The 22,582-nt window shown below is 70.6% G+C and carries 18 protein-coding genes, 2 tRNA genes and 1 other RNA gene; 11 read left to right on the forward strand and 10 right to left on the reverse strand.

The window, feature by feature from the left end; genetic code table 11:
- The first annotated feature begins 13 nt into the window (after window positions 1-13).
- The 3 genes from OG953_RS20645 (at window position 14) to OG953_RS20655 (ending at window position 1,970) form a co-directional block, all read left to right on the forward strand.
- Entirely contained in the window at window positions 14-1,267 is a 1,254-nt protein-coding gene (locus OG953_RS20645; protein ID WP_405685999.1) for a sensor histidine kinase, read from the forward strand.
- Window positions 1,264-1,875, forward strand: a complete 612-nt coding sequence (locus OG953_RS20650; protein ID WP_405686001.1) for a response regulator — start codon at window positions 1,264-1,266, stop codon at window positions 1,873-1,875. Before OG953_RS20645 ends, OG953_RS20650 begins: the two co-directional genes overlap by 4 nt.
- Before the next feature lie 22 nt (window positions 1,876-1,897).
- Window positions 1,898-1,970, forward strand: a tRNA-Gly gene (locus OG953_RS20655).
- Window positions 1,971-2,030: 60 nt separating this feature from the next.
- On the opposite strand, the gene OG953_RS20660 is transcribed toward OG953_RS20655, so the two are convergent.
- From OG953_RS20660 to ffs, 6 genes are all read right to left on the reverse strand, one after another.
- Window positions 2,031-2,945: a phosphoribosylaminoimidazolesuccinocarboxamide synthase gene (locus OG953_RS20660; protein WP_405686003.1), complete on the reverse strand. Its 915-nt coding sequence runs from the start codon at window positions 2,943-2,945 to the stop codon at window positions 2,031-2,033.
- 110 nt (window positions 2,946-3,055) lie between these two features.
- Complete coding sequence (locus OG953_RS20665) at window positions 3,056-4,519, reverse strand: N,N-dimethylformamidase beta subunit family domain-containing protein (RefSeq protein ID WP_405686004.1); 1,464 nt, start codon at window positions 4,517-4,519, stop codon at window positions 3,056-3,058.
- A gap of 303 nt (window positions 4,520-4,822) precedes the next feature.
- Entirely contained in the window at window positions 4,823-6,589 is a 1,767-nt protein-coding gene (locus OG953_RS20670) for a hypothetical protein (protein ID WP_405686005.1), read from the reverse strand.
- 391 nt (window positions 6,590-6,980) lie between these two features.
- Window positions 6,981-8,231, reverse strand: a complete 1,251-nt coding sequence (gene purD / locus OG953_RS20675; protein ID WP_405686007.1) for a phosphoribosylamine--glycine ligase — start codon at window positions 8,229-8,231, stop codon at window positions 6,981-6,983.
- Between the two features lie 92 nt (window positions 8,232-8,323).
- Window positions 8,324-10,516 carry a DNA polymerase III subunit gamma and tau gene (locus OG953_RS20680; RefSeq protein ID WP_405686009.1) on the reverse strand — a complete coding sequence of 731 codons (2,193 nt, stop codon included), beginning with the start codon at window positions 10,514-10,516 and terminating at the stop codon, window positions 8,324-8,326.
- Window positions 10,517-10,586: 70 nt separating this feature from the next.
- An RNA gene (ffs, locus tag OG953_RS20685) (signal recognition particle sRNA small type) lies at window positions 10,587-10,683 on the reverse strand.
- 131 nt (window positions 10,684-10,814) lie between these two features.
- Between ffs and OG953_RS20690 the strand changes: the two genes are divergently transcribed.
- A tRNA-Ser gene (locus OG953_RS20690) sits at window positions 10,815-10,902 on the forward strand.
- 211 nt (window positions 10,903-11,113) lie between these two features.
- Here the strand turns inward: OG953_RS20690 and OG953_RS20695 are convergent.
- Window positions 11,114-11,713: a helicase-associated domain-containing protein gene (locus tag OG953_RS20695; RefSeq protein WP_405686011.1), complete on the reverse strand. Its 600-nt coding sequence runs from the start codon at window positions 11,711-11,713 to the stop codon at window positions 11,114-11,116.
- Window positions 11,714-11,819: 106 nt separating this feature from the next.
- Here OG953_RS20695 and OG953_RS20700 point away from each other — a divergent pair, with 106 nt between their 5' ends.
- Window positions 11,820-12,500, forward strand: coding sequence for a hypothetical protein (locus OG953_RS20700; protein WP_405686012.1), 681 nt, complete (start codon window positions 11,820-11,822; stop codon window positions 12,498-12,500).
- On the opposite strand, the gene OG953_RS20705 is transcribed toward OG953_RS20700, so the two are convergent.
- The gene (locus OG953_RS20705; RefSeq protein ID WP_405686013.1) at window positions 12,482-13,210 is read right to left on the reverse strand and encodes a hypothetical protein; all 729 of its coding nucleotides are present in this window, start codon (window positions 13,208-13,210) and stop codon (window positions 12,482-12,484) included. The two genes, OG953_RS20700 and OG953_RS20705, sit on opposite strands and share 19 nt — an antisense overlap.
- A gap of 106 nt (window positions 13,211-13,316) precedes the next feature.
- On the opposite strand from OG953_RS20705, the gene OG953_RS20710 reads away from it, so the two are divergent.
- From OG953_RS20710 to OG953_RS20720, 3 genes are all read left to right on the forward strand, one after another.
- Window positions 13,317-14,561, forward strand: coding sequence for a plasmid pRiA4b ORF-3 family protein (locus tag OG953_RS20710; protein ID WP_405686014.1), 1,245 nt, complete (start codon window positions 13,317-13,319; stop codon window positions 14,559-14,561).
- A gap of 78 nt (window positions 14,562-14,639) precedes the next feature.
- Window positions 14,640-14,921, forward strand: coding sequence for a CopG family transcriptional regulator (locus tag OG953_RS20715; protein ID WP_381359860.1), 282 nt, complete (start codon window positions 14,640-14,642; stop codon window positions 14,919-14,921).
- Window positions 14,918-15,343 (forward strand): hypothetical protein, encoded by a 426-nt coding sequence (locus tag OG953_RS20720; protein ID WP_405686016.1) that lies wholly within the window; start codon window positions 14,918-14,920, stop codon window positions 15,341-15,343. The genes OG953_RS20715 and OG953_RS20720 overlap by 4 nt, the downstream gene beginning before the upstream one ends.
- Before the next feature lie 288 nt (window positions 15,344-15,631).
- Here the strand turns inward: OG953_RS20720 and OG953_RS20725 are convergent, their stop codons facing one another.
- Both OG953_RS20725 and OG953_RS20730 read right to left on the reverse strand, forming a co-directional pair.
- Complete coding sequence (locus tag OG953_RS20725) at window positions 15,632-16,105, reverse strand: hypothetical protein (RefSeq protein ID WP_405686017.1); 474 nt, start codon at window positions 16,103-16,105, stop codon at window positions 15,632-15,634.
- Between the two features lie 8 nt (window positions 16,106-16,113).
- Window positions 16,114-16,440 (reverse strand): hypothetical protein, encoded by a 327-nt coding sequence (locus tag OG953_RS20730; protein ID WP_405686018.1) that lies wholly within the window; start codon window positions 16,438-16,440, stop codon window positions 16,114-16,116.
- Between the two features lie 73 nt (window positions 16,441-16,513).
- Here OG953_RS20730 and OG953_RS20735 point away from each other — a divergent pair, with 73 nt between their 5' ends.
- The 3 genes from OG953_RS20735 to OG953_RS20745 all read left to right on the forward strand — a co-directional run bounded on the left by OG953_RS20735 (window position 16,514) and on the right by OG953_RS20745 (window position 22,250).
- Window positions 16,514-17,023 (forward strand): hypothetical protein, encoded by a 510-nt coding sequence (locus OG953_RS20735; RefSeq protein ID WP_405686020.1) that lies wholly within the window; start codon window positions 16,514-16,516, stop codon window positions 17,021-17,023.
- An 87-nt stretch (window positions 17,024-17,110) separates the two neighbouring features.
- Window positions 17,111-19,882 carry a hypothetical protein gene (locus tag OG953_RS20740; RefSeq protein WP_405686021.1) on the forward strand — a complete coding sequence of 924 codons (2,772 nt, stop codon included), beginning with the start codon at window positions 17,111-17,113 and terminating at the stop codon, window positions 19,880-19,882.
- 421 nt (window positions 19,883-20,303) lie between these two features.
- A complete protein-coding gene (locus OG953_RS20745; RefSeq protein WP_405686022.1) occupies window positions 20,304-22,250 on the forward strand; it encodes a YncE family protein in 1,947 nt (648 codons plus the stop codon).
- The last annotated feature ends 332 nt before the right edge of the window (window positions 22,251-22,582 follow it).

The raw sequence follows: 22,582 nt of genomic DNA on the forward strand, positions 1-22,582 counted from the left end.
GTGTGCCGTGCGGGTGCGGTGGCGAACGCGGGGCTGGCGCGGCCGCAGCGGGTTCGACAAGGTCGACCTGTATACGCGCGGCACGCTGTACGGGCTGGCGTGGCTCGCGGTGGTGATCCAGATCCTGATGGCGGTGACCCGGCCCGTACGCGGTGCGGCGCCCGCTGCGCTGATCGCCCTGGCGATCCTGCTCGCCATCGCGCAGGGGGTCTGCGGGACGGTGCTCACCGCCAGGGGGCTGGAGAGGTATCTGGGCCGGGGGACCGCGGACCGGCGGCTGGTCGCTGTCGGAGCCGTGTCGCTGGTGGCGAACGTGGCGGCGATGCTGGCTCTCGCCCGGTGCACGGGCATGCGCGAGTTCCCGGAGCCGGGATATGTGCTCAGCGCCTGTGTGGTGCCGTTCTCCTGCGCTTTCGTGCTCATCGTGCCGAAGTGGGTGTCGATGGTGCAGCAGGCCGCCGTCTCGGCCGGGGTGTGCGCCGTGGTGGGGCTGCTCGGCGGCGGCCGTGCGCTGATGGCCTCCGCGCTCCTCGCGACGGCGTTCGGCAGCGGGATGATGTCCGTCACCACGCGGATGTCCGCCTGGTCGCTGGGCGTGATGTGGAAGATCCGCGAGGCGCAGGACGTGGAGACGCGACTGGCGGTCGCCGAGGAACGGCTGCGGTTCGGCCGGGACATGCACGACGTCCTGGGCCGGAATCTGGCCGTGATCGCGCTGAAGAGCGAGCTGGCGGTGGAGCTCGCCCAGCGCGGCAAGCCGACGGCCGTGGACCAGATGGTCGAGGTGATGCGCATCGCCCGCGCCTCCCAGCAGGAGGTGCGCGATGTCGTACGTGGATACCGGGAGGCCGATCTGAGTACCGAACTCATGGGCGCTCAGAGCGTGTTGCAGGCAGCCGGAATCGAGTGCGCGGTGGAGGGCCATGAGGGCGGTCCGCTGCCCGCGCCCGTGCAGTCGGCGCTCGGCTGGGTGGTGCGGGAGGCGGCGACCAATGTGCTGCGGCACGGCGATCCGCGGCACTGCACGATCCGGCTGCACGCTTCGGCGGACGCGGCGGTGCTGGACATGGAGAACGACGGGGCGCCGCAGGCCGCCGCCGGGCCGGGCGGCTCCGGGCTGGCCGGGCTGCGGGAGCGGCTTCACGCACTCGACGGTTCGCTGGACGCAGGTCCGGCGGGGAACGGGCTGTTCCGGCTGACGGCCACGATCCCGCTGCCGCGCACAGCCCCGGACCTCACCCCGGCTCTTCAGGAGGAGCGACGATGACGGCTGTACGGGTACTGCTCGCCGACGACGAGCATCTGATCCGGGGCGCACTGGCCGCGCTGCTCGCCCTGGAGGACGACCTCGTGGTGGTCGCGGAGGCGGCGACCGGCCCGGAGGCGCTGGCCATGGCGCGGGCCCATCGCCCCGATGTGGCGATCCTCGATCTACAGATGCCAGGCGCCGACGGTGTGAACGTCGCCACATCCCTGCGGGCCGAACTGCCCGGCTGCCGGACGATGATCGTGACGAGTCACGGCCGGCCGGGACATCTGAAACGGGCACTCGCGGCGGGCGTGCGGGCCTTCGTGCCGAAGACCGTCAGTGCCCGGCAGCTGGCGGGGATCATCCGTACCGTGCATACCGGAAACCGTTACGTGGACCCGGAGTTGGCGGCCGATGCGATCTCCGCCGGGGACTCGCCGCTGACCGTGCGCGAGGCCGAAGTGCTGGAGTTGGCGGCCGACGGGGCGCCGGTCGCGGAGATCGCGGAGCGGGCGTCACTGTCGCAGGGAACCGTGCGGAACTACCTCTCGGCGGCCGCCTCGAAGCTCGGGGCGGAGAACCGACATGCGGCAGTGCGTCTCGCACGCGAGCGCGGATGGGTATAGTGGTCATCGCGCTTCGGCGCTTGCGGACGTAGCTCAGTTGGTAGAGCGCAACCTTGCCAAGGTTGAGGTCGCCAGTTCGAACCTGGTCGTCCGCTCGGTTCAGCAAGAAGCCCCCGGTCTTTCGGCCGGGGGCTTCTTCGTGTTCCGGGAGCTGCTTACTGCCAGGGCGTGCCGGTGAGGAGTTCGTACGCCTCCAGGTACTTCGCCCGGGTCGCGTCCACGATCTCCTGGGGCAGCGCCGGGGGCGGCTGCTCGCTCTTGCGGTCCCAGCCGGAGGCCGGCGAGGTCAGCCAGTCGCGCACGAACTGCTTGTCGTAACTGGGCTGGGCCCTGCCCGGCTCCCAGGTGGCCGCGGGCCAGAAGCGGGAGGAGTCCGGGGTCAGCACCTCGTCCGCGATGATCAGCTCCTCGCCGCCGTCGGCCGTAGGAGCGAAACCGAACTCGAACTTCGTGTCGGCGAGGATGATCCCACGTACTCGCGCGATGTCACGGGCCCTGCCGTACACGTCCAGTGTGGTGCGGCGCAGCTGGGCGGCGGTCTCCGCGCCGACCTGGCGGGCCACCTCCTCGTAACTCACGTTCTCGTCGTGGTCGCCGACGGCCGCCTTGGTGGCGGGGGTGAAGATCGGCGCCGGGAGTTCGGAGCCGTCGACGAGGCCCTCGGGCAGCGCGAGGCCGCAGACCGTGCGGGACTCCTTGTACTCGACGAGGCCCGAGCCGGTGAGGTAGCCGCGGGCGACGCACTCGACCGGGACCATCCGCAGCGACTTGCAGATCAGCGTCCGGCCGGCCCAGTCCGCGGGGGCTCCGGCGGGGAGCTCCGTGGACAGGACGTGGTTCGGTACGAGATCGGCGAGCTGGTCGAACCACCACAGAGAGAGCCGGGTGAGCACCCGGCCCTTGTCGGGGATCTCGGTGGGCAGGACCCAGTCGTACGCGGACATACGGTCGCTGGCGACCATGACGAGGTCGCCCGCCTCGTTCCGGTACAGGTCGCGCACCTTGCCGGTGTGGAGGTGGGTGAGCCCCGGGACCTGCACTGGCTCGGGCTTTTCTACAAATCCGGACACGCTGCCTCCGCGTAGGTTGATCCAGGAGTCGTATCGATTCTCCCGTATCGGGGTGCGGTGGGGCGGAGCGGGGCGTCCGTGGCGCCGAGTGCCGTGGCCCCGGAGGCGTTTCAGGCGCGTTTGCAGATGCGGTCGAGGAGATTGGCGGTGGCCCGCTGGATGCGGGGGTCCACATGGCCGGGGCGGTCCAGCGCCGGAGACCAGGCGAAGGTGCCGGAGGCGAAGACGAGTGCGCCGGACGGGGCCCGGTACAGGGAGGTCTCCTGGTGACGCTTGACTCCTTCGCTGTCCTGGTACGGGGAGTGGGCGAGCAGGATGCGGCTCTCGTGCTCGGGGAGTGCGGTGCGCGGGAAGTAGCGGTCGGCCTCGCCCGCGACCAGGCCACCGATCTCGTCGCCCTCGCAGGCGCCCGTCGCGTCCCACAGCCAGTGCTCGGCGTTCCGTACGACCAGGGGATGCGGATCGGGGACCCGGCCCGCGTACTGGATGCCGAGAAGCTGCTGCTCGGGACGGTCGATCTCGCGCCAGAGCGCGGGCTTGCCCGGGCCACGACGCTTGCGGCAGGTGAGCAGCCGGTCCGGGACGCCGGACGGCGACGGGGAGAGGCTGACCTGCCAGTACATGGTGTTGGCGGAGAGGAAGACGAGCGAGGTGCCGTCGTCACGGGCGAGTTCGGCGGTACGGCGCATGGGCACCGACCAGTACTCGTCGTGGCCGGGGAAGACCAGGCCCCGGTAGCGGCCCGGGTCGATCCGGCCCGCGTGCAGATCTCGTGTGTCGGCGTACGCGATGTCGTAGCCGTACTGTTCGGCCCAGCGGATGAAGTCGTAGGCATGACCGACATGGAGCGGCAGACCGGCGCCCGCGTACGGGCGGTCGAAGGAGACGGTGACCGCGGCGTCCTCCTCGCCCAGGAGGCGGCCCTGCTCGTCCCAGGCGTGGTAGAGGCTGGCGCCGGTGCGGCCGTCCTCCGGGTAGAGGTTGTACGCCTGCCAGGTGATGTCCGGCAGGACCAGCAGGAGATCGGCCGGGTGGTCGTCGCGGACCGTGAACGGGATGTGGGAGCGGTATCCGTCGACCGTGGTGAGCACGGCGACGTATGCGCCGATCGACCAGTAGGTGGGGATCTGCAGCCGCCAGGACTGCCACCAGTGGTGGCAGGAGACCGTGCGGTCGGCGGTGAGCGGGGCCGGCTGGACGATGCCGGAGAGCCGGGGGCTCGTGGTGATCTTGGCGGCGCCGTCGCCCCCGTAGTGACCGATGCGGTAGATGTCCACGGAGAACTGCTGGGGCGGGTCCACGGTGATGTGGAAGTCGATCGCCTCTCCGGGGGCCGCGGCGCCCGTGGAGGTGTAGCCCTTGATCTGGCGGTGCACATCGTCGGCCGTACGGGTGCCGCCGTCGGTGGAGCTGCGGGCCAGGGTGGGGTCCACGTACCAGGGGACGACATGCCCTGTGTCGTCGAAGTAGTTCTCACTGCCGCGCAGCCAGGGCAGCGGGCCCTGCCCGAAGGGGTCGGAGACGGCGTGCGCAAGGGCACCCGACTCCCATCGACGAATCTGCTCCGCCCCCATACCGCTTCCCTCCCTCTAGTCCCCCCGAGACACAGTGAGACAAAGTTGATCGTCACCGTTGATCAACGGCGATCGTCACCGGCCGTGCGTCATCGGTGCGCCAACAGTGATGCGACGACTGTCAGCGTCGATCCCCAGCACATCACATAACGCATGCACTCCGTCACCGTTCGTCGCTAATTGACGTGAACGGAACGCTTCCTTCCTGGTATTGAGGGTGCGGTGCCCCTGGCGGTGTTGTCTCTGAGCAGGGTGGGGACGCTGCGGTTCAGCTCTGTGGTCGAAGCCGTCGAGGTCCGTGGTTCAGACGAGACGGACGGGCTTGTCGGTGCGTACGCCGACCGAGGCGAGCCAGGAACACAGTGGCCCCGCGTCACCGTCCTCGACCAGGCTGAGGACGGGACTGCCCAGATCCGCCCGGCGCTCGCCACCGACCAACAGCGCGGGACCGTCGAGCCAGTCGAGTCCGGGCGCCGCACCCGCCGTGTCGACGGCGGCGCAGCAGACCATCGCCGCAACATGGTCGGCGAGCAGTTCCGTACCCGTACGGGGTGGCTGGAGCGGGAAGAGCGGAAGGGGGTCGGGGCCCCAGAAATCCAGGACGTCCACGCCCGAGCGAGCGGCGCTCCGGGCGCCCGCCGGGCCCGATGTGCCGCCGGCCAGGGGCTGTTGGGCCGCCACCTCCTCACGGGCCACCGCGGCGCTGATCCCGGCCGCGAGCTCCTCGCCGCTCCCGCACCGGCCTGCCAGATGCTCGACGACACGGGCCAGCGTGGGCACTGTGGCGTCGATGGGAAATAGCGGACAGCCGGGATCGTCCGAGGAGCCGTCGTCAGGCGACGCGGGTGCCGTACCCATCGAGTCGAGGACACGGTGCAGGCGTGCGGCCTCGGTGCGCCACTTCCGGTCGACCACCTCTTCCGGATACTGCTGCCAGTCGACCGGCGACCAGTCGGGACCGGTCTCCGCCGGGCCGCCGTGGAAGAGCCGTGCCGCCAGCAGCGATGCCGCCTCGTCGGCCGCGCCCGGCTCCTCCAGGAGGTCACAGGCAGGGCGCTCGCCGAGCCGTGAGGTGAACCCGTCGGCAAGCCGGTCGCGACGGGAGAGCTCGGTGAGGGCGGACACGACACCCGCGTCCAGTCGGGACGGCCAGCGGCCCATCTGCCAGGCGGGCAGCGCGACGCGGGTGAGCAGCCGGTCCCAGCCCGCGTAGGCGAGGCCGACCTGCTCCTGGGCGACGATCCGCAGCCCGTAATCCACACCCTGTGCACAAACCGACGCGGCGGCGGCGACGCCCCGCTCCATCTCCGTGGCGTGGGTGCGACAGCTGCGCAGCAGAAACAGGGCGACCCAGCCGACGAAGGCCCGCGGCACTCTGCGCACCCTGGACAGCGGCCCGGAAACGGGCGCGGCCGCGTCGGCGATCGCTCCGTCCAGCCCTCGTACGAAACGACGCGCCGCGGCTATGTCGGGATGCGCGGAGGGGCCCGTGCCCGCGACGACCGGGGCGAGCACCGCCCGTAGCTCCGCGACCCGCATCCACCACAGGAACGGCGAACCGATGACCAGCACGGGCGCCGCCTGGACCCGACGGCGGGTCCGGACCGCGGAACTCGTTCCCTGATCCGCTCCGGGGCCTGCTGCGGGCTGCGCCGAGGGGTGTGTGCGGTCCTCCAGCCAGCTGTCGCAGTCGGGCGTGAGTGCTATCGCCGAGGGCGCGGGAACCCCGAGCCGGTCGGCGAGGTCCCTGACCAGGCGGTAGAGATCGGGGGCGGCGTCCTCCGGGAGCGGGACGGTCGGGCTGACCGCCGGCCTCGCCCGTACGATCGCGACCGCGACCGCTGCGGCGAGCAGGAGCACGACGGCCGCGCAGGCCGTCACGGCCCAGCGCGCCGTGTCCCAGCCGCTGCCGACGGCATGGCCCTGTGCGCCCGCGACGAGCAGCACGACGGCCACCGCTGCCGGCAGGGTGGCTGCGGCGGCCGCTCTGCTGCGGATGCGCAGCAGAGCGAGAGCGCGGGCGCGCGCACTCTGCGCACCCAGCTCCTCACTTGTACCGGTACCGGACACGGCCGGACGTCACCCCCTCTGCCCCCGCGGCGGTGTTGTTCACTCCCCCACTGTGGCACCCGTCACTGACATCGCAATGCCAGTGGGCCAAGTGCCGGAATGCTTGCGCCGCACCCTAGTTGGGGCCTCGGCGGGCGTCATCCGGATAGCTCAGCCGTCACTCGATGGAATGGCTTTGGGCAAAGGTGCTGACACGCCGCAGTCCTTGGGGCAGCGGCGCGTCAGTGGGTGTCGACGGGGGTTCGGGGGGCGGACTTGAGCCGCAGCCGGGGGCGGGCAGATCGGGTGACGTACCCGGCTCCGCGCCCCGGTCCGGGGCGCGCCCGTACGATCCGGGGGACTCCCGTCCAGTCCGTTCCGTTCCGGCAGTCCGTTCCGTACCGTTCCGGTCTCAGGCCTCCGCGGCCTTCTGGGCGATGTCCGTACGGAACTGCGATCCGTCGAGCCGGATCCGGGCCGCCGCCGTGTAGGCGCGCTCACGGGCGCCGGCGAGGTCCTTGCCGGTCGCGGTCACGGACAACACCCGCCCGCCCGCGCTGACGATCTCGTCGCCGTCGCGCCTGGTCCCGGCATGCAGGACGTACGCATGCGGGGCATCCTGCGCCGCCACGTCGTCGAGGCCGTGGATCGGGTCACCCGTGCGCGGCGTACCCGGGTAGTTGTGCGAGGCGATGACCACGGTGACGGCGGCCTCGTCGCGCCACTTGAGCGGGGGCAGCTCGTCCAGGGTGCCGTTGGCGGAGCCCAGCAGGACACCGGCCAGCGGAGTCTTCAGACGGGCCAGGACCACCTGGGTCTCGGGGTCGCCGAAACGGGCGTTGAACTCGATCACCCTGACTCCGCGCGAGGTGATCGCGAGGCCCGCGTACAGCAGCCCGGAGAACGGGGTGCCGCGGCGGCGGAGTTCGTCGACCGTCGGCTGGAGCACCGACTGCATGACCTCGTCGACCAGCTTGGGGTCGGCCCACGGGAGCGGGGAGTACGCGCCCATGCCGCCGGTGTTCGGGCCCTCGTCGTTGTCCAGGGCACGCTTGAAGTCCTGCGCGGGCTGGAGCGGCAGCACTGTGATGCCGTCCGTGATCGCGAAGAGGCTGACCTCGGGGCCGTCGAGAAACTCCTCGATGACCACGCGGTCGCAGGCCAGAGCGTGGGCGCGGGCCACCTCGACGTCGTCGGTGACGACGACGCCCTTGCCGGCGGCGAGACCGTCGTCCTTGACGACGTACGGGGCACCGAATGCATCGAGGGCGGCGTCGATCTCGGCGGGGGTGGTGCAGACGTAGCTGCGGGCGGTCGGGACGCCTGCCCCGGCCATCACGTCCTTGGCGAACGCCTTGGAGCCCTCCAGCTGGGCCGCCTCACCGGACGGGCCGAAGCAGGGGATGCCCGCGGCGCGCACGGCGTCGGCGACGCCGGCGACGAGCGGTGCCTCCGGGCCGACGACCACCAGCTCGGCGCCCAGATCAGTGGCGAGGCGCGCGACGGCATCGCCGTCGAGTGCGTCGACCGGGTGCAGTTCGGCCACCTCCGCGATGCCGGCGTTGCCGGGAGCGCAGTACAGAGCGGTGACGTCGGGGTCGAGGGAGAGAGAGCGGCACAGGGCGTGTTCGCGGGCGCCGCCGCCGATGACGAGGACCTTCACGGGGTGCAGCCTAGCCGCCGGGGCGCGACGGCCTTGACGGACGCCGCTCCGTGGACAGCCCGTGAGGTGTACCGCGACCCCGCCCGGCCGCGCTACTCGTTGGTGAACTCCTCGACGACCGTGGCGCCCAGCTCGCGGACGATCAGGTCGTGCCCGGAGAGCGCCGAGTCGACGAGGTCCGGGTCGTCCGCCTCCGGGGTGTCGTCCTCGGGAGCGACCGATCGCGGGGGTTCGGGCGAGGAGTACGACTGCGGTACGGGCTCCGCGGCGGGTGCGGCGCTCGGCTGCTGATGCGGGGCGGGTGCGGGCCGGGGTTCGTAACTCTGCTGGGGCGCGGGGGCCGGACGCTGCGGCGCGGGCGCGACGGCGGAGGGGCGGCCGCCACCGGTCTGCGGGGGTGCGCCCGCACCGCCCGACGGGTCGACGATCGCCTCGATCTTCCACTGTGCGTTGAACCGCTCGGCGAGAGCCTGCTTCAGCACGTCCTCGCTGCCGCTGCTCGTGAAGTTGTCGCGCGCGCCCGCGTTCAGGAAGCCGATCTGCAGGGTGGTGCCGTCGAAGCCGGTGACCTGGGCATTCTGGCTGAGCAGGATCCAGGTGAACCGGCGGCGGTTCTTCACGGCCTCCAGGATGTCCGGCCACATGTTCCGTACCTGGCCGGCGCCCTGTGTCATTCCCGGGCCCGGTTCGGCGGCGGGCACCGGTGCGGCGGGCGCGGCCTGGGCCGGGGCGGCGGCCGGGGCTGCCTGCGGGACAGGCGACTGGCCGGGGGCGGAAGCGGTCGGCCAGCCACCGGGACGGCGGCCCGATTCCGGGGCGGCAGCGGTGGGCCAGGCACCGGGACGCTGACCGCCCGCGGGAGCCGGGGCCTCGACCGACGGCTGCGGAGCGGCCGGAGCGGCCGGAGCGACGGGAGCCGTGGGCTGCGCGGGTGCCGGGGGCGCTGCGGCGGGTGCGGGCGGCGCCGCGGGGGCGGGTGCCTCCCCCCGTACCGCCGCACGCGCGGCGGCGGGTCCGGCACCGGGCTGCACGGCCGGGGCACCGGGGACGGGGGCATGGGCATGGGCCAGAGCCTCCGGCCCGGGTACGTACCCCATGGCGGGCCCCGTACCGGCGGTCGCGAAGGACGCACCGCGCTCCAGCCGGTCGAGTCGGGCCTGCAGCGAACGCTCGTCGTCGAAGGCCGCGGGCAGCAGCACCCGGGCGCAGATCAGCTCGACCTGGAGGCGCGGCGAGGTCGCCCCGCGCATCTCCGTCAGCCCCTCGTTGACCAGATCGGCGGCGCGGCTCAGCTCGGCGGCACCGAAGACGGACGCCTGGGCCTGCATCCGCTCGACGACATCGGCGGGTGCATCGATCAGACCCTTCTCCCCGGCGTCCGGCACGGCGGCGAGGATCACCAGGTCACGCAGTCGCTCCAAGAGGTCGGCGACAAAGCGGCGCGGGTCGTTACCGCCCTCGATCACCCGGTCCACGACCTCGAAGGCCGCGGCCCCGTCGCCCGCCGCGAAGGCGTCCACGATCGAGTCGAGCAGCGAGCCGTCCGTATAACCGAGCAGCGAGGTCGCCATGGCGTATGTCACACCGTCGTCACCCGCGCCGGCCAGCAGCTGGTCCATCACCGACATCGAGTCACGCACGGACCCGGCCCCGGCCCGCACGACCAGCGGCAGCACGCCGTCCTCGACGTAGCTGTTCTCCTTGCCACAGACCTCGGCGAGATATTCGCGCAGCGTCCCCGGCGGCACGAGGCGGAACGGGTAGTGGTGCGTACGCGACCGGATCGTGCCGATGACCTTCTCGGGCTCGGTGGTCGCGAAGATGAACTTGAGGTGCTCCGGCGGCTCCTCGACCACCTTCAGCAGGGCGTTGAACCCCGCCGATGTGACCATGTGCGCCTCGTCGATGATGTAGATCTTGTAACGACTCGACGCGGGCCCGAAGAACGCCTTCTCCCGCAGATCACGGGCGTCGTCCACGCCACCGTGCGATGCGGCGTCGATCTCGATGACATCGATAGATCCCGGCCCGTTGCGCGCGAGGTCCCGGCAGGACTGGCACTCTCCGCAAGGCGTGGGCGTCGGCCCCTGCTCGCAGTTCAGACAGCGGGCGAGGATGCGCGCGCTGGTCGTCTTGCCGCAGCCGCGCGGACCGCTGAACAGGTACGCGTGATTGACCCGGTTGTTCCGCAGGGCCTGCTGCAGCGGGTCAGTGACATGCTCCTGCCCGATGACCTCGGCGAACGACTCGGGGCGATAGCGGCGGTACAGCGCAAGGGACGACACACATACGAGGTTATCCGGGCGGACTGACAACCGGCCCCGGACCGGCGAAGCGCCGCACACCCCCTGAAAACACAAGGGCCCCCCACGCACCCGCCAGAGCCAACCTACCCTTGCTGCCTTCCGGCCCTGGGGGAGTTCAGTCAGATAGCGCCACGTGAGGGGCTGGACCCCACCTTAGCCGATCCCCACCCCTGCCAGTCCACTGCCCCACCTTCCGGAACCTCCCCGGACGAGCCCGAGGCGAGCCGGAGGGGAACGGGTTCGCGAGCACTCCTCAACGTCTTGTATTGTTTGCCGCGGAGGATTCGCCTAGTGGCCTAGGGCGCACGCTTGGAAAGCGTGTTGGGGGCAACCCCTCACGAGTTCGAATCTCGTATCCTCCGCCATTGCTCTCACCGGGCAATACGTCGAAGGCCCCCGCTGCTCGCAGCGGGGGCCTTCGACGTTGATGGTCTCAGCCTTGATCTCAGTTATTTCCGACATTCAAGACATTTCGCCCATACGGCGAACGCGCCCTCTGCCGACAATCAGTGGTCACGCAACGACGTGCGGCCCGGCCTCGGTCAGAGGGGCCCCGAAGCGGCTCTCCTCGTGCCATCAGGCCAGCGGGTAGCCCAGGGCCAGGGCGGCCTTGCGGAACGCTGGCAGACGGTCGGGGGAGACCGCAAGGTGGCGCTCGCCGATTCGGGTACACAGCACGCGCAGGCGGCGGTCGCTGACGATGAGGGCTGCCAGTGTCTCGTCCGCGCATTCGATGAGATGGGTCTGACCTGCATCACGGAGTCGGCCGGTGCGACGGACAGTGTCATCGAGCAGGGTGGTGACGGTCTGGGGCACGGGGTGCGAGGCGGCCTGGTCCAGGTAGCCACGGAGCTCGTCGAGGGCGTGCCCGCGGTCGAGGGCGTGCAGAAGAGAAGCGGTGGTGAGCGTCCAGACCCGTTCGGTTTTCCGGTCGGAGAAGGCGTCCAGGAGAAGTGTGTCGGCGGAGGACAGCCCGTCGAGGGCGACGATGTCGAAGTTCGCCAGGACGGTGACGCTGCCCGTCGGGACGGCCGAGCCGGGGTCTTGGGCAGGGGCGTAGTCGCCCGTGAGGCCGGCGGCGTGGGCGCCCAGGGGATTGAGGCGGAGTGCGGACAGGCCGTCGTAGCGGCTGAGCTGGTCGAGGTAGTCGCCACCCCAGTTGTCCCGGTGAGTCATCGCGGGCGCCCGCCGGGGGGACGTACTCGACGTCGATGAGGCCGAACGTGGCGGCGTACTCGAAGAGCACCGCCAGGGTGTACCGGCCCTGGAGGAGGGACCAGCCGTGGTGGCCGTCGTAGCCGAGGCTGCCGTATTGCGGATCCTCCAGGTACAGCTTCCACAGGGCGCGTTCACTGCGGTGGACGACTGGATCCAGACCGGCCGCGCGCATGTCTGTGAACAGGCCGTCGATGGACATCCACTCGCCCGGGGTGAGGCCGACCAGTGCTTGGCCGACGAGCTTGCGGCGCGGTTTGGCGGCACTCAGGACGTTCGCCGAGCGCTGGCCCTTGATCTCCTCGACGCGGGAGAACTCGTCCAAGAGGCCGTTGTTCAGCCAGCGTTGCCACAGCTGAGGAATGGTCAGGTGCGGTGGCCGGGTCAGCGCGGCCCGTCCGCGCGTGGTCAGCACGAGCCGACCGCCGGTGAGCTGGGCGAGGCCGCCTGCCTGGAGCAGCATCGGCCAGGCGAAGGCCGCGATGGCCTCGTGCGGATAGAAGTCGCCGCCGTCCAGGACGTCGGCGACCGCCGAGACGGTGGCCGTGCTGGGGCGGCGGGTCTTTTCGCTGCACCACAGCTTCTGCGTCATATCACCAGCACCGTCAGCAGGTTGACCGGCGCCTCGTGCTCGGTGCGCCGGACCCGTGGAGCGCCGCTGGGCTCCTGTTGCTGTACGACCGGTATCGCTGCTCGTGCTCCCCGCTTCGTGCCGCTCGCGTCCCGTTCCTACAGATGGGCAACGTAGTCGTAGTTGCCCGGACCGCAGGTGCGCTCGAGGATCTGGACCATCTTGCGCGGGTTGTCGTAGGGGCCGGAGAAGTAGAACGGCTTGCCGTCCCTGCCGAAGCCGATGACGGGCCGGTCGCCGGGCGGGGCACCCAGGTGCACTGCTGCGTCGGCGAGGCCGCCCGCGGGCTCGAAGCCAAGACCGCGGGCGTAGGCGACCGCATCGTGCACGATCGTCTGCGCCTGCTCCACGCCGATCGGCAGCGGCCGATGATCGAAGGCCGAGTAGTACATCGGTACGTAGGTGGTCAGGGATCCGGACCCCATCACCTCGGGGTCGGTGACGTTCTTGACTCCCAGGCAGTAGACGTCCACCAGGAACCCGGTGACTGTCACCCTGCTGGCACGTTCCTGGCGGGCCAGGAGAATCTGGGCGAAGCCGCCCGTGCCCGGGTCCGGCTCCTGGCCGAGGGGGTCGGCCGCCGCCCAGTCCGGGGCTTTGGCCATGTCCAGTCCCGCGCTCCAGCCCGCGTTGACCCAACAGCCCACCACCGGCCGCTCATCCGGCGCGATATTCGCCAGTGCCGCCTCGGCGACCCGTCTGACCAGCGCGGTGGCCTGGGCCGGGCGCAGCCCCAGCGCCTTCGCGATCTGCTTCGGCGCGCTGCCGCGCTCCCTCATCTCCCGGACCCGGGCCAGCAGTTCCTCGTCGCGTGTTGTCACCGTCACAGTCTGGCACCTCCGTGTCGCCCCATGCGAAGCACAGGGTGCGCCGGCGGTGCTGCCATCCTGGGTTCGGGTGATACGGGATACAAACCGGAACAGGCAGGTCGGCATGGGTGCGACAGTGGGCGGAACCGTCGAGCAGGTGCGAGCGCTGGTCGGTTGGGTCGGCGCGGGCCGCAAGCTGACCCAGACCGGCCGTGTGACGCTTGCCGACGCGCGAGCACTGGTGGAGGTTCTGGACACCGACGACCGGATGGACCCGGTGATCGGGGACCGTACGTTCAAGACGAAATCCAGCGAGGAGCTGTACCACCTCACACTGCTGGTCGAGTGGGCGAAGGCGGCACGACTGCTGCGGACCGCGGGCGGGCGCCTGCTACCGGTGAAGAAGAACGCCAGGCTGCTGGACCGCCCCGACGAGCTGCGTGGCGCGCTGTTCGCCGCACTGCCGCTCATCGGCCCGGCCGTGACGGTCTCCGGCTGGCTGGAATCCCTACTTTCGCACGAGTACGGCCGGGGTCTGCGGGCTTTGCTGCAGCGGCTGTACGCGACCACCGTCCCGGTGCCACTCAGCGACCTGTACGAGGTGGTGTGGCAGGCGGTCAGCCCGCTGTACGTGCTCGACGATCTGTCTCCCGACCGTCTGGGGCATCTGCGTACCGCCAACGACCACGACATCCAACGGGTCCTGAAGGCCCTGGTCTCCCTGGGCGCTGTCCATCTCGCCGATGAATGCGCCGAGTTGACGGCGGACGGCCGTACCGAGACGGCCCGGATGCGCGGCGAGCCCGAGCCCGGCGACGCGGTGTTGCGGATCCTCGTCGAGCTCGCCGACGTAGACGACCCCCCGGTTTGGCGGCAGTTGCTGGTGCCCGCCGCGATCCGCCTGGACCGGCTTCATTCCGTGATCCAGGACGCGATGGGCTGGCAGAACTGCCACATGCACGCGTTCACCATCGACGGTGTCCAGTACGGCCGTTCCGGCGGCGAACTCGGATTCCGCGACGAGCGCACCGCCACACTGGCCGCCCTGCTCAAACCGGGCGCCCACTTCGTGTACACGTACGACTTCGGGGACTCCTGGGAGCACCTCATCACCGTTGAGCAGGTCCAGACAGCCTCAGCCGGGCTTCACTATCCGTACTGCATGGACGGTGCCGGGACGTGCCCGCCCGAGGACTGCGGCGGCACCCCCGGCTACAGCGATCTCAAAGTGATCCTCGCCGACCCGGCACATGAGGAACACCACGCCATGCTGGTGTGGCTCGGACTTCGGTCCGCCACGGAATTCGCCCCGGACCGTTTCGCGCCGGACGAGGCCAACGCGCGGCTGCTGCGCCTCACGGCACCATGAAGGACGAGCCGTCCGGCCACGCCACCGTTCGCGGCACGCGCTGGTAAGGGGGTCAATACCGAGAGTATGGTCTCTTGTATGGCGACGACCAAGAAGGTAACGGTGACGATCCCCGAGGATCTCCTTGACGAGATCCGCGCAGAGGCGGCGGAACGGGGCCTGTCGGCGTACGTCGCCGAGGCGCTGCGCTTCAAGCGCGACCGGGATCGGCTGCGGGAACTGGTGGACTGGCTGCAGGAGGAACACGGCCCCGTCACCGAAGACGAGCGCGCGGCAGCGTTCGGGGAGCTGGAGGACCTCGACGCCGAACACAAGCGTCGCCGCGCCACCGGAAAGCACAGCGCTGGAGAGGCCGCGTGAAGAAGCGGGCCGGTGAGCACGGGCAGCGACCGCTGCGCATCTTCGTACTCGACTGCGAAGCCCTGTCCCTGGCCGTGCGCGGCGACCGGAAGATGATCGCCTGGCTCGACCTCGCAGCCCAGGGCGAGGCCGAGGTGGTGACGTCACCGATGACGCTGGTCGAGGCGTACGACGGCAGAACCACCGAGCAGCGTTGGGACTGGGTACTCTCCCGGCTCGAGGTCGCCGGCATCGGAAAGGACGAGGCCCGCCAGGCCCGCCGGCTCCTGGCCGACGCCAAGCTGCACGGCCACAAGTACGCGATCGACGCGGTCCTCGCCGTCATCGCGAGGCAGCAGAAGGGGCAGGTCACCGTCTTCACCTCGGACGTGGACGACCTGGAGAGGCTGGTTCCAGACTCGATCGTCGTCAGGAAGGTGTGACCCGGGGCTCTGGTCTCAGTTCTGGTCTCATTCACCCGCGTTCAGCGCCGTCCAGCACCCACCCGACGACTCGCGAGACCCCAGGTCAGGACAGACCCGGCCCTCCCCGGACCCCCGGACGAACATTTGGAAAGCGTGTTGGGGGCAACCCCTCACGAGTTCGAATCTCGTATCCTCCGCCATTGCTCTCACCGGGCAATACGTCGAAGGCCCCGACCGGGAAACCGGCCGGGGCCTTCTGCGTTCCTCCGTACCCTCGCACCGGGGACACGATCGCCGACCGACTTCTCAGATCTGCACCACGTGCACGTCCTTGGCGTCCAGTGCCTTCAGATAGGCATCGAGGTCGGCCGGATCGCTGGTGAAGACCACGGCACTGCCATGTCGGGCCGCCGTCAGAGCCACCAGGGCATCCACGGCGTCCGGCCGCTTCTTCGGTGGCAGCTCTGCCGCACCGAGGGCGCTTCCGATGCGCTGCCATTCGGTGATGTCCGGGCCGGTGGCGCACATGATGCAGGCCGTCTGCCCCACGCTGGTGGGGCGCATGGCTGGGGCCGAACCCCGAGCCTGCGGCACCGTGCAGTCCTTCATCACCCCGGCCAGGGCATGCACCGTGGCAGGGCTGGGCCGCCAGACTTGTGCCAGTACCGGTCCGAGCACGAGCGCCCGATGCGGCGTGTCCCGGAGGCCGGCGTGCAGACGCACGGCCTTCGCCTTGCGATCCGCGAGCGCAATCAGCATGCCGGTGTCGTAGACCGGCACCCGGGCAGTCACGCCGCGTTACCGGATCGGGTAGCAGGACCGTCTGCGCCATAGACGAGCCCCAAGGCCTCCTGCACCTCCTGCCGCTCCTGCTCCGTGAGATCGTCGTCGGCGACTTCAGGCAGCGGTGCCAGTGCGGCAGCCTCCGCCTCAGCTGCCGCGATCACCGCGTCAAGTCGGGCGAACTGCGCCTCGGCCGCTTCCACCTCGGCCATCTGCCGGGTCGCAGCGTTGACGAGATAAGCGGAAACATCCATGCCGGCCCGCTCCGCGTGAGTCCGGATGCGCTCGGCATGATCACTGTCCAGGCTGATGCTGATCCTCGTCTTCGGCATACCGGAAGTGTATGACGCGTATTACGACCCCGCCAAACGTTCCTCCCGACAAAGGCTGGCGACTCAGGCTGCCATGACTCGACCACGGCCGCCCGAGCTCTGTCCGACAAGGTTCGCGGTCTCAGTTCTGGTCTCATTCACCGCTGTACGGCAGAAGTTCTTCGACCGGCTCAAGGACGCCGGGCTCCTCGTACGCACTCGTGTCCTGCCCTCCGGCGACCTGCGCGGCTACACCGTCGCCCTGCCCGACGATCGCAACAAGGACCGCGAACCGGTCTTCCACTCCGGCTCGATACTCGCCCCCGACCTGTCCCTGCCCCGAATCCAGGCCCGGTTCGACACGACTGTCATCGCGTCGCCACCGGACGGCAGCGGCCGCAAGAACCATCCGCCGCGGCAATCCGGACCGGCCGCTGCCAGGCGCACCGCCACGCACGCCGCATGGGCGGCCGTCGTCGTCCTCGACCAAGGCGACGACGGTGCGTCAGCCGGGCAGATCGCGGCCGCCGGCGAGGTCCTTGTTCGGCTCCTGTTCGGCTCCTGTCAGATTCCTGTCAGATTTCCCGAGGTGGACAACCGGTGACGACACGTCACCCTCTCCCCGGTGCGGGGGGGTGCTCCTGGGATTCCTGGGGCGCTGAAGCACGACCAACGACGAGGAGACACCATCGTGAGACAGGTCTCACGCGCGCTGACGGCTGCCTTGGCGGCCGTGGCGCTGGCGGCGGGTGCGCCAGGGCCGGCGCACGCAGAGCCGGCCGCCGAGTCCATACCCGGCGCGCCGCCGGGCTCCTCCGGGGAGCGGCTGCCGGAGGGGTGGCGTGTCGAGAGCGGGGAGCTGATCTGGAGCTCGCCCGAGCCCGTGGGCATGGGCGGCGCCCTGGTCGAGTTCCGCTCGGGGGAGCGGACCCTCGGCGTCCCGAAGCCCTCCCCCGACCAACGCACCTTCCGGCTCCGCCTCGACGGGGCGAGGGTCGGACCGGTGAGCGAACTCCAGGTGGTCGCCGGTTCGCGGCGGCTGGACGCCGCAGGGGCTGACCAGGCACCCGGTCAGCGGCGCTCGTCGGCCGCGGCGGCGCCCCAGGACCCGTTCCCCGCCAACCCGGTCGACCCCGGTGTCGCCGGTAAGTACCGCACCATCAGCGGTGAGTACGTCCTGAAGTCGGTGAGGCTGCCGGGCTACGCCGAGCCCGTGGAGATGCGCGCCACGGTCGTCGGCCCGACGGACGCGCCGGGGAAGCGACCGCTGGCGCTCTTCCTCCACGGCCGCAGCGCCACCTGCTACGAGCCCGGCAAGAACAGCGCGGGCATGCAGTGGCCGTGCAAGCCGGGCCACAAGGCGGTCCCGAGCTACCGCGGCTTTCTGCACGACCAGAAGCGCCTGGCGTCCCAGGGCTATGTGACGGTTTCCATCTCCGCGAACGGTGTCAACGCGCAGGACGGGCGCGCGGCCGACTTCGGGGCGCAAGCCCGTTCGTCCCTGGTGCGCCGGCACCTCGCCCGCTGGGCGGAGTGGGGCGCGAACCCCGCGAAGGCCCCCGAGGCCGTGCGCGCGACGGAGCCCGCGGACCTCTCGAAGGTGCTCCTGGTCGGCCACTCCCGGGGCGGCGAGGGCGTCAACCGGGCGGCCCTCGACAGCGTCTCCCCGCCGCCGCCCGCCGAGGACGGCTACCGGGGGCCGGTGGGCTGGCGGATCCGCGGCACCGTCCTGATCGGCCCCACCATCTTCGGCCAGAACCCCACGCCCGACGTGCCCTCCATGACCATCCTGCCGGGCTGTGACGGCGATGTGAGCGATCTTCAGGGCCAGATCTACCTCGACGGCACCCGGGGCATCGGCCGGGGCACAGCGCTGCACAGCGCGGTGTACATGGTCGGCGCCAACCACAACTTCTTCAACACGGAGTGGACGCCCGGCCAAGCCGAGGCCCCGGCCGCCGACGACTTCTGGGACGACGAGGACAACCCGGACCCGGTCTGCTCGGCACGGGCCAAGACCCGGCTGAGCGCCAAGCAGCAGCAGACGGCGGGCACCACCTACATCGCCGCCGCCGCGCGGCTCTTCCTCGCGGGCGACGACCGGGTCCGCCCGCTGCTCGACGGCTCCGACCGGCGCGCGCCCTCGGCCGGCCCCGCCCAGGTGCTGACCCACGCCGTCGGCGGCAACCGCACCCCGGCGATCCGGCCCGACGCTCCGCTCTCGGTGACGAACGGGCGCGTGTGCCGGCAGATCACGACGAGCACCACCCGGGCCTGTAGGCCGGACTCCGACCCCGGTAAGTCGCCGCACTTCGCGTCCTGGGCGGACACCACCAGTGAGCCGGGCCGCAACGCGGTCACGGCCCGCTGGACGAAGCCGGGCACCCCGGTCCGGCTGACGCCGGAGCGCGCCTTCTCGCTGGCGGGCTCCGACGCGCTCGCCCTGCGGGTGATGGTGCCGCCGAACACCCGGGGCACCCGGCTCGACGTCGCCCTCACCGACACCTCCGGCAAGCGGGTGAGGCTCGGTCAGGTCACCGTCGACGGCCTTCCCGACTCCGACTCGACAGCCGCGCACTGGGCGCGTGAGGTCCGCGTCCCGCTGAAGGCCGCCGTCAGCGCCGGTGTCGACCTGAAGCGGACGCAGTCGCTGGAACTCACCCCGCGCAGCAGCTCCGGCGAGCTCTGGCTGATGGACGCCTGGGGCTGGCGCCCCGGCACCCCGGCGGTACGCCCCGTCGCGCTCCCGCGTGTCGACATCGGCAGGCTGACGGTCAAGGAGGGCGACTCCGGCACCCGCACCTACCGCGTGCCCGTCCGGGTCACCGGCAAGGGCACCGGCGTGATCAAGCTCGCCGTCTTCGACCCGGAGACCTACAAGTCCACCGTCCGCACCGTGACGGTGGAGGCCGGTGGCTCCGTGGGCGTGTCGATCACGGTCAAGGGCAACTCCCGCTACGACTACGACCTCCGCCACGAGGTCGCGGCCAAGGCCGTGCGCGGCACGGCGGTCGGCGGCGCCTTCGGGGGCGTGCTCGTCGAGAACGACGACCCCATGCCCACGGTCACCGTGACCCCGGTCGCCGACTCGGTCACCGAGGGCCAGAAGCTCACCTGGAAGGTGGGGCTCTCAGAGCCCGCCGACACCAACATCGAGACGCGGTTCGACCTCCTGCCGGTGCGCGAGGGCACGGAGCTGTCCACGAAGGACGTCGACAAGGAATGGCTCTCCGAGCTCGGCGAGGCCGCCGACCCGGAGCGGCCCCTGTCCACGGACAGTCCCTCCCTCTGGGTGTCCGTCCCCAAGGGCGAGACGAGCACCGAAGTGTCCGTGCCCACGGTCACCGACGCGCTGACCGAGTCGGAGGAGTCCCTGCGGATGCAGGTGTACATCCTCAAGGAGGACGAGTGGATGGAGGGCCCCCTCCTCACGGGGAAGGTCACGGACGCGCGCCAGGGCTGACGCCCAGGGTCCACGTCCCGCGCTGACGGTGCCTGAGCGCACCACCTGGAAGATGGCACCGGCCCCGCCACGGGGGGCCGGTGCCATCGGCGTGAGGGAGCCACGCGGGGGCCACGGAAACCCGCTTCCCCCTCGACGGCCACTGCGGCTCCCGCCGGAGCGACGGGCAAGAACGGCGCCGGGACCGTGGCGCGCATCATGCGACCGACCGTGCGACGTCCGGCCCGGAAGCTGGTCGACTTGTGCTCGCGCCGGTTCCCGTACGGGAAACTCCCTCTGTGTCTGTCGCTGTCATGCCATACGCTGCTCGACAGCAGCCGCGCCCCGCGCGTCACCCCATGTTGGCGGTCACGTCCAGGTGTTGCGCGGCGTTCTGAGCTCCCGGTCATCCACCGGGTTTCCTTGTGGGGGGAAAATCACTGTGCGCACGCGCAGCATCTCGACCGCGACAGCGCTCGCGGTCCTCTTCAGTTCGGCGGCGCTGAGCGTCGTCGCAGCCGGTCCCGCGTCGGCGGTCACCGCGACCGTCGGCTCGCCCGCGGGCATCGTCGTCGACGGCGCCCGCGGGCGGGTCTTCGTCGGCGACGACACGAACGACAGGATCATCGCCGCTTCCTACAACGGCAACGTTGTCGACTCGGTGAGCGGCATCGACGGGATCTTCGACCTGGCCCTGTCCGACGACGGCACCACCCTGTACGCGGCCGCGCGGGTCAGCCACGAGATCGTGGCCCTCGACGCGGCCACCCTCGACGTCAAGGCCCGGTACCCGGTGGCCACCGGAATCGGCCCGCTGTACGTCGAATTCGCCGGCGGCAAGGCCTGGTTCACCTACGAAGACCAGTCGGACGGCGACGGCAACCTGGGCTCGGTCGACCCGGCGGTGGACCCGGCCGGCGGGACCGACCCGGTGACGCTCGGGCAGCTCCCGGGGGATTCCGGAGTCGGGAGCCCGGCGCTCCTCGACACCGACCCGTCCGCGCCCGGACTGCTGGCCGTCGGCGCGACCGACTTCTTCGACATGACCAAGGACCTGATGGCCGTCGTCGACGTCTCCGGCGCCACGCCCCAGGTGACCGCCTGGCACAACGGCGACTACTCGCTGAACCACGTCAGCGACATCGACCTCGTCCCCGGCGCCCCGCAGGTGCTGGTCGACGGCACGGACCGGCACGCCTACGCGGACGGGAAGTTCACCGCCGCCGGCGCCTACCCGGCCGGGCAGCGCGCGGACATCGCCCCCAACGGTCTGGTCGCCCAGATCAACGACGCGAACGTGGCGGTCTACCGGCCCGGCGCGACCAAGCCCATCCGCACATACGCCGCCGACACGTCCGCCCTCGCCTGGGCCCCCGACGCCTCCCGGATCTTCGCGCTCGTGACCTCGCCCGGCGGCTACACCCTCAAGGTACTCACCGACCCGGCGCTCAGTGTCCCGAGCCTGACGGTGAACGCGCCGTCGACCGCCACACGCGGCAAGCCGCTCACCGTGACCGGGAAGCTGACGGCGACGGTGCCGCTGCCGACCGGTGCCAAGCTGCAGGTCACCCGCACCGATCTGGAGAGCCCCAGCGGCAAGGCGCTGCCCGCCGTCACGGTGAAGGCGGACGGCTCCTACGCCTTCACCGACACCCCGCCGGCCGGCGGCACCGTCACGTACCGGGCCACCTACGCGGGTGACGCCGAGCACACGGCGGCCAAGGCGTCCGACAAGGTCACGGTCTCCCGTACGAAGCCGACGCTGACCCTCAACAAGAACGGCAACGTCTACAACTACGGCGCCGACGTCTCCTTCACCGCGCACCTCGGCTCGACGTACAAGAACCGCACGGTCGAGATCTGGGCGAACCCCTTCGGCAGCGACAAGCCCAACAAGCTGCTGAAGACCGGGACGGTCAACTCCAGCGGCAACATCTCCGCGACGGTGGACATGACGCGGGACACGGACGTCACCGCCGTCTTCAAGGGGGACACCCGCACCGAGCCCAGGACGGTGAAGTCCACGGCGTACGCCAGGGTCAAGATTTCCACCTCCGTCTCCAAGCACTACAAGACGGCCAAGATCGGCTCGACGTCGTACTACTGGTTCCACAAGAGCACCGACCCGGTGCTCACGACGACCATGACCTACTACCAGGGCCGTGACCAGCGCTTCGACCTACAGGTCTACTCGGGCGGAAAGTGGTACTCCGCCGGCTCGCAGTACTTCCCGCTCGGCACGAACGGAAAGTCGGCCGTACGTCTGGAGGCGCCGGGGAAGTCCGGGATCAAGGCGCGTATGCGGTCGGTCTACGTCAACGGGTCGTCCGGCGACACCGTGAACACGACGACGTACGGGCCCTGGAAGTACCTGTACTTCTCCAGCTAGGCCGATTCGTCCGGATCGGCCGGATCGCGGACCGGATGAGGATGCCGGTGACACGTCGAAGGGCCCCACCGCTCGCGGTGGGGCCCTTCGACATTCCGTTCGTGGGTGCGGGACATGCAGTCCCCGGTAGTCCTTCTTGGTTCCACGAGCTTTCAACCGTCGCTGAAAATTCCGGGATCGAGAGGATCTGCCGGGGGCCTGGCCAGAGCCAACGAGTGGGTCACTCGGATCGACGGACGTCTCCGCCGTCGGTGCGGCTCGCTCTGGTTTTCTGGTGTATAGAAGATTCTCCTCCCTATTTCTCCCGGGTCAAGAGTTTTTCTGACTATTAC

The organism is Streptomyces sp. NBC_00057 (genome assembly GCF_045041165.1).
In the GTDB taxonomy this organism is placed as follows: Bacteria; Actinomycetota; Actinomycetes; order Streptomycetales; family Streptomycetaceae; genus Streptomyces.

Bases quoted from the DNA above. Each gene is read 5' to 3' on its own strand.
- OG953_RS20650 (WP_405686001.1), top strand. From the start codon at position 1,264: ATGACGGCTGTACGGGTACTGCTCGCCGACGACGAGCATCTGATCCGG.
- OG953_RS20665 (WP_405686004.1), bottom strand. From the start codon at position 4,519: ATGGGGGCGGAGCAGATTCGTCGATGGGAGTCGGGTGCCCTTGCGCAC.
- OG953_RS20695 (WP_405686011.1), bottom strand. From the start codon at position 11,713: ATGACTCACCGGGACAACTGGGGTGGCGACTACCTCGACCAGCTCAGC.
- OG953_RS20710 (WP_405686014.1), top strand. From the start codon at position 13,317: ATGGGTGCGACAGTGGGCGGAACCGTCGAGCAGGTGCGAGCGCTGGTC.
- OG953_RS20715 (WP_381359860.1), top strand. From the start codon at position 14,640: ATGGCGACGACCAAGAAGGTAACGGTGACGATCCCCGAGGATCTCCTT.
- OG953_RS20730 (WP_405686018.1), bottom strand. From the start codon at position 16,440: ATGCCGAAGACGAGGATCAGCATCAGCCTGGACAGTGATCATGCCGAG.
- OG953_RS20735 (WP_405686020.1), top strand. From the start codon at position 16,514: ATGACTCGACCACGGCCGCCCGAGCTCTGTCCGACAAGGTTCGCGGTC.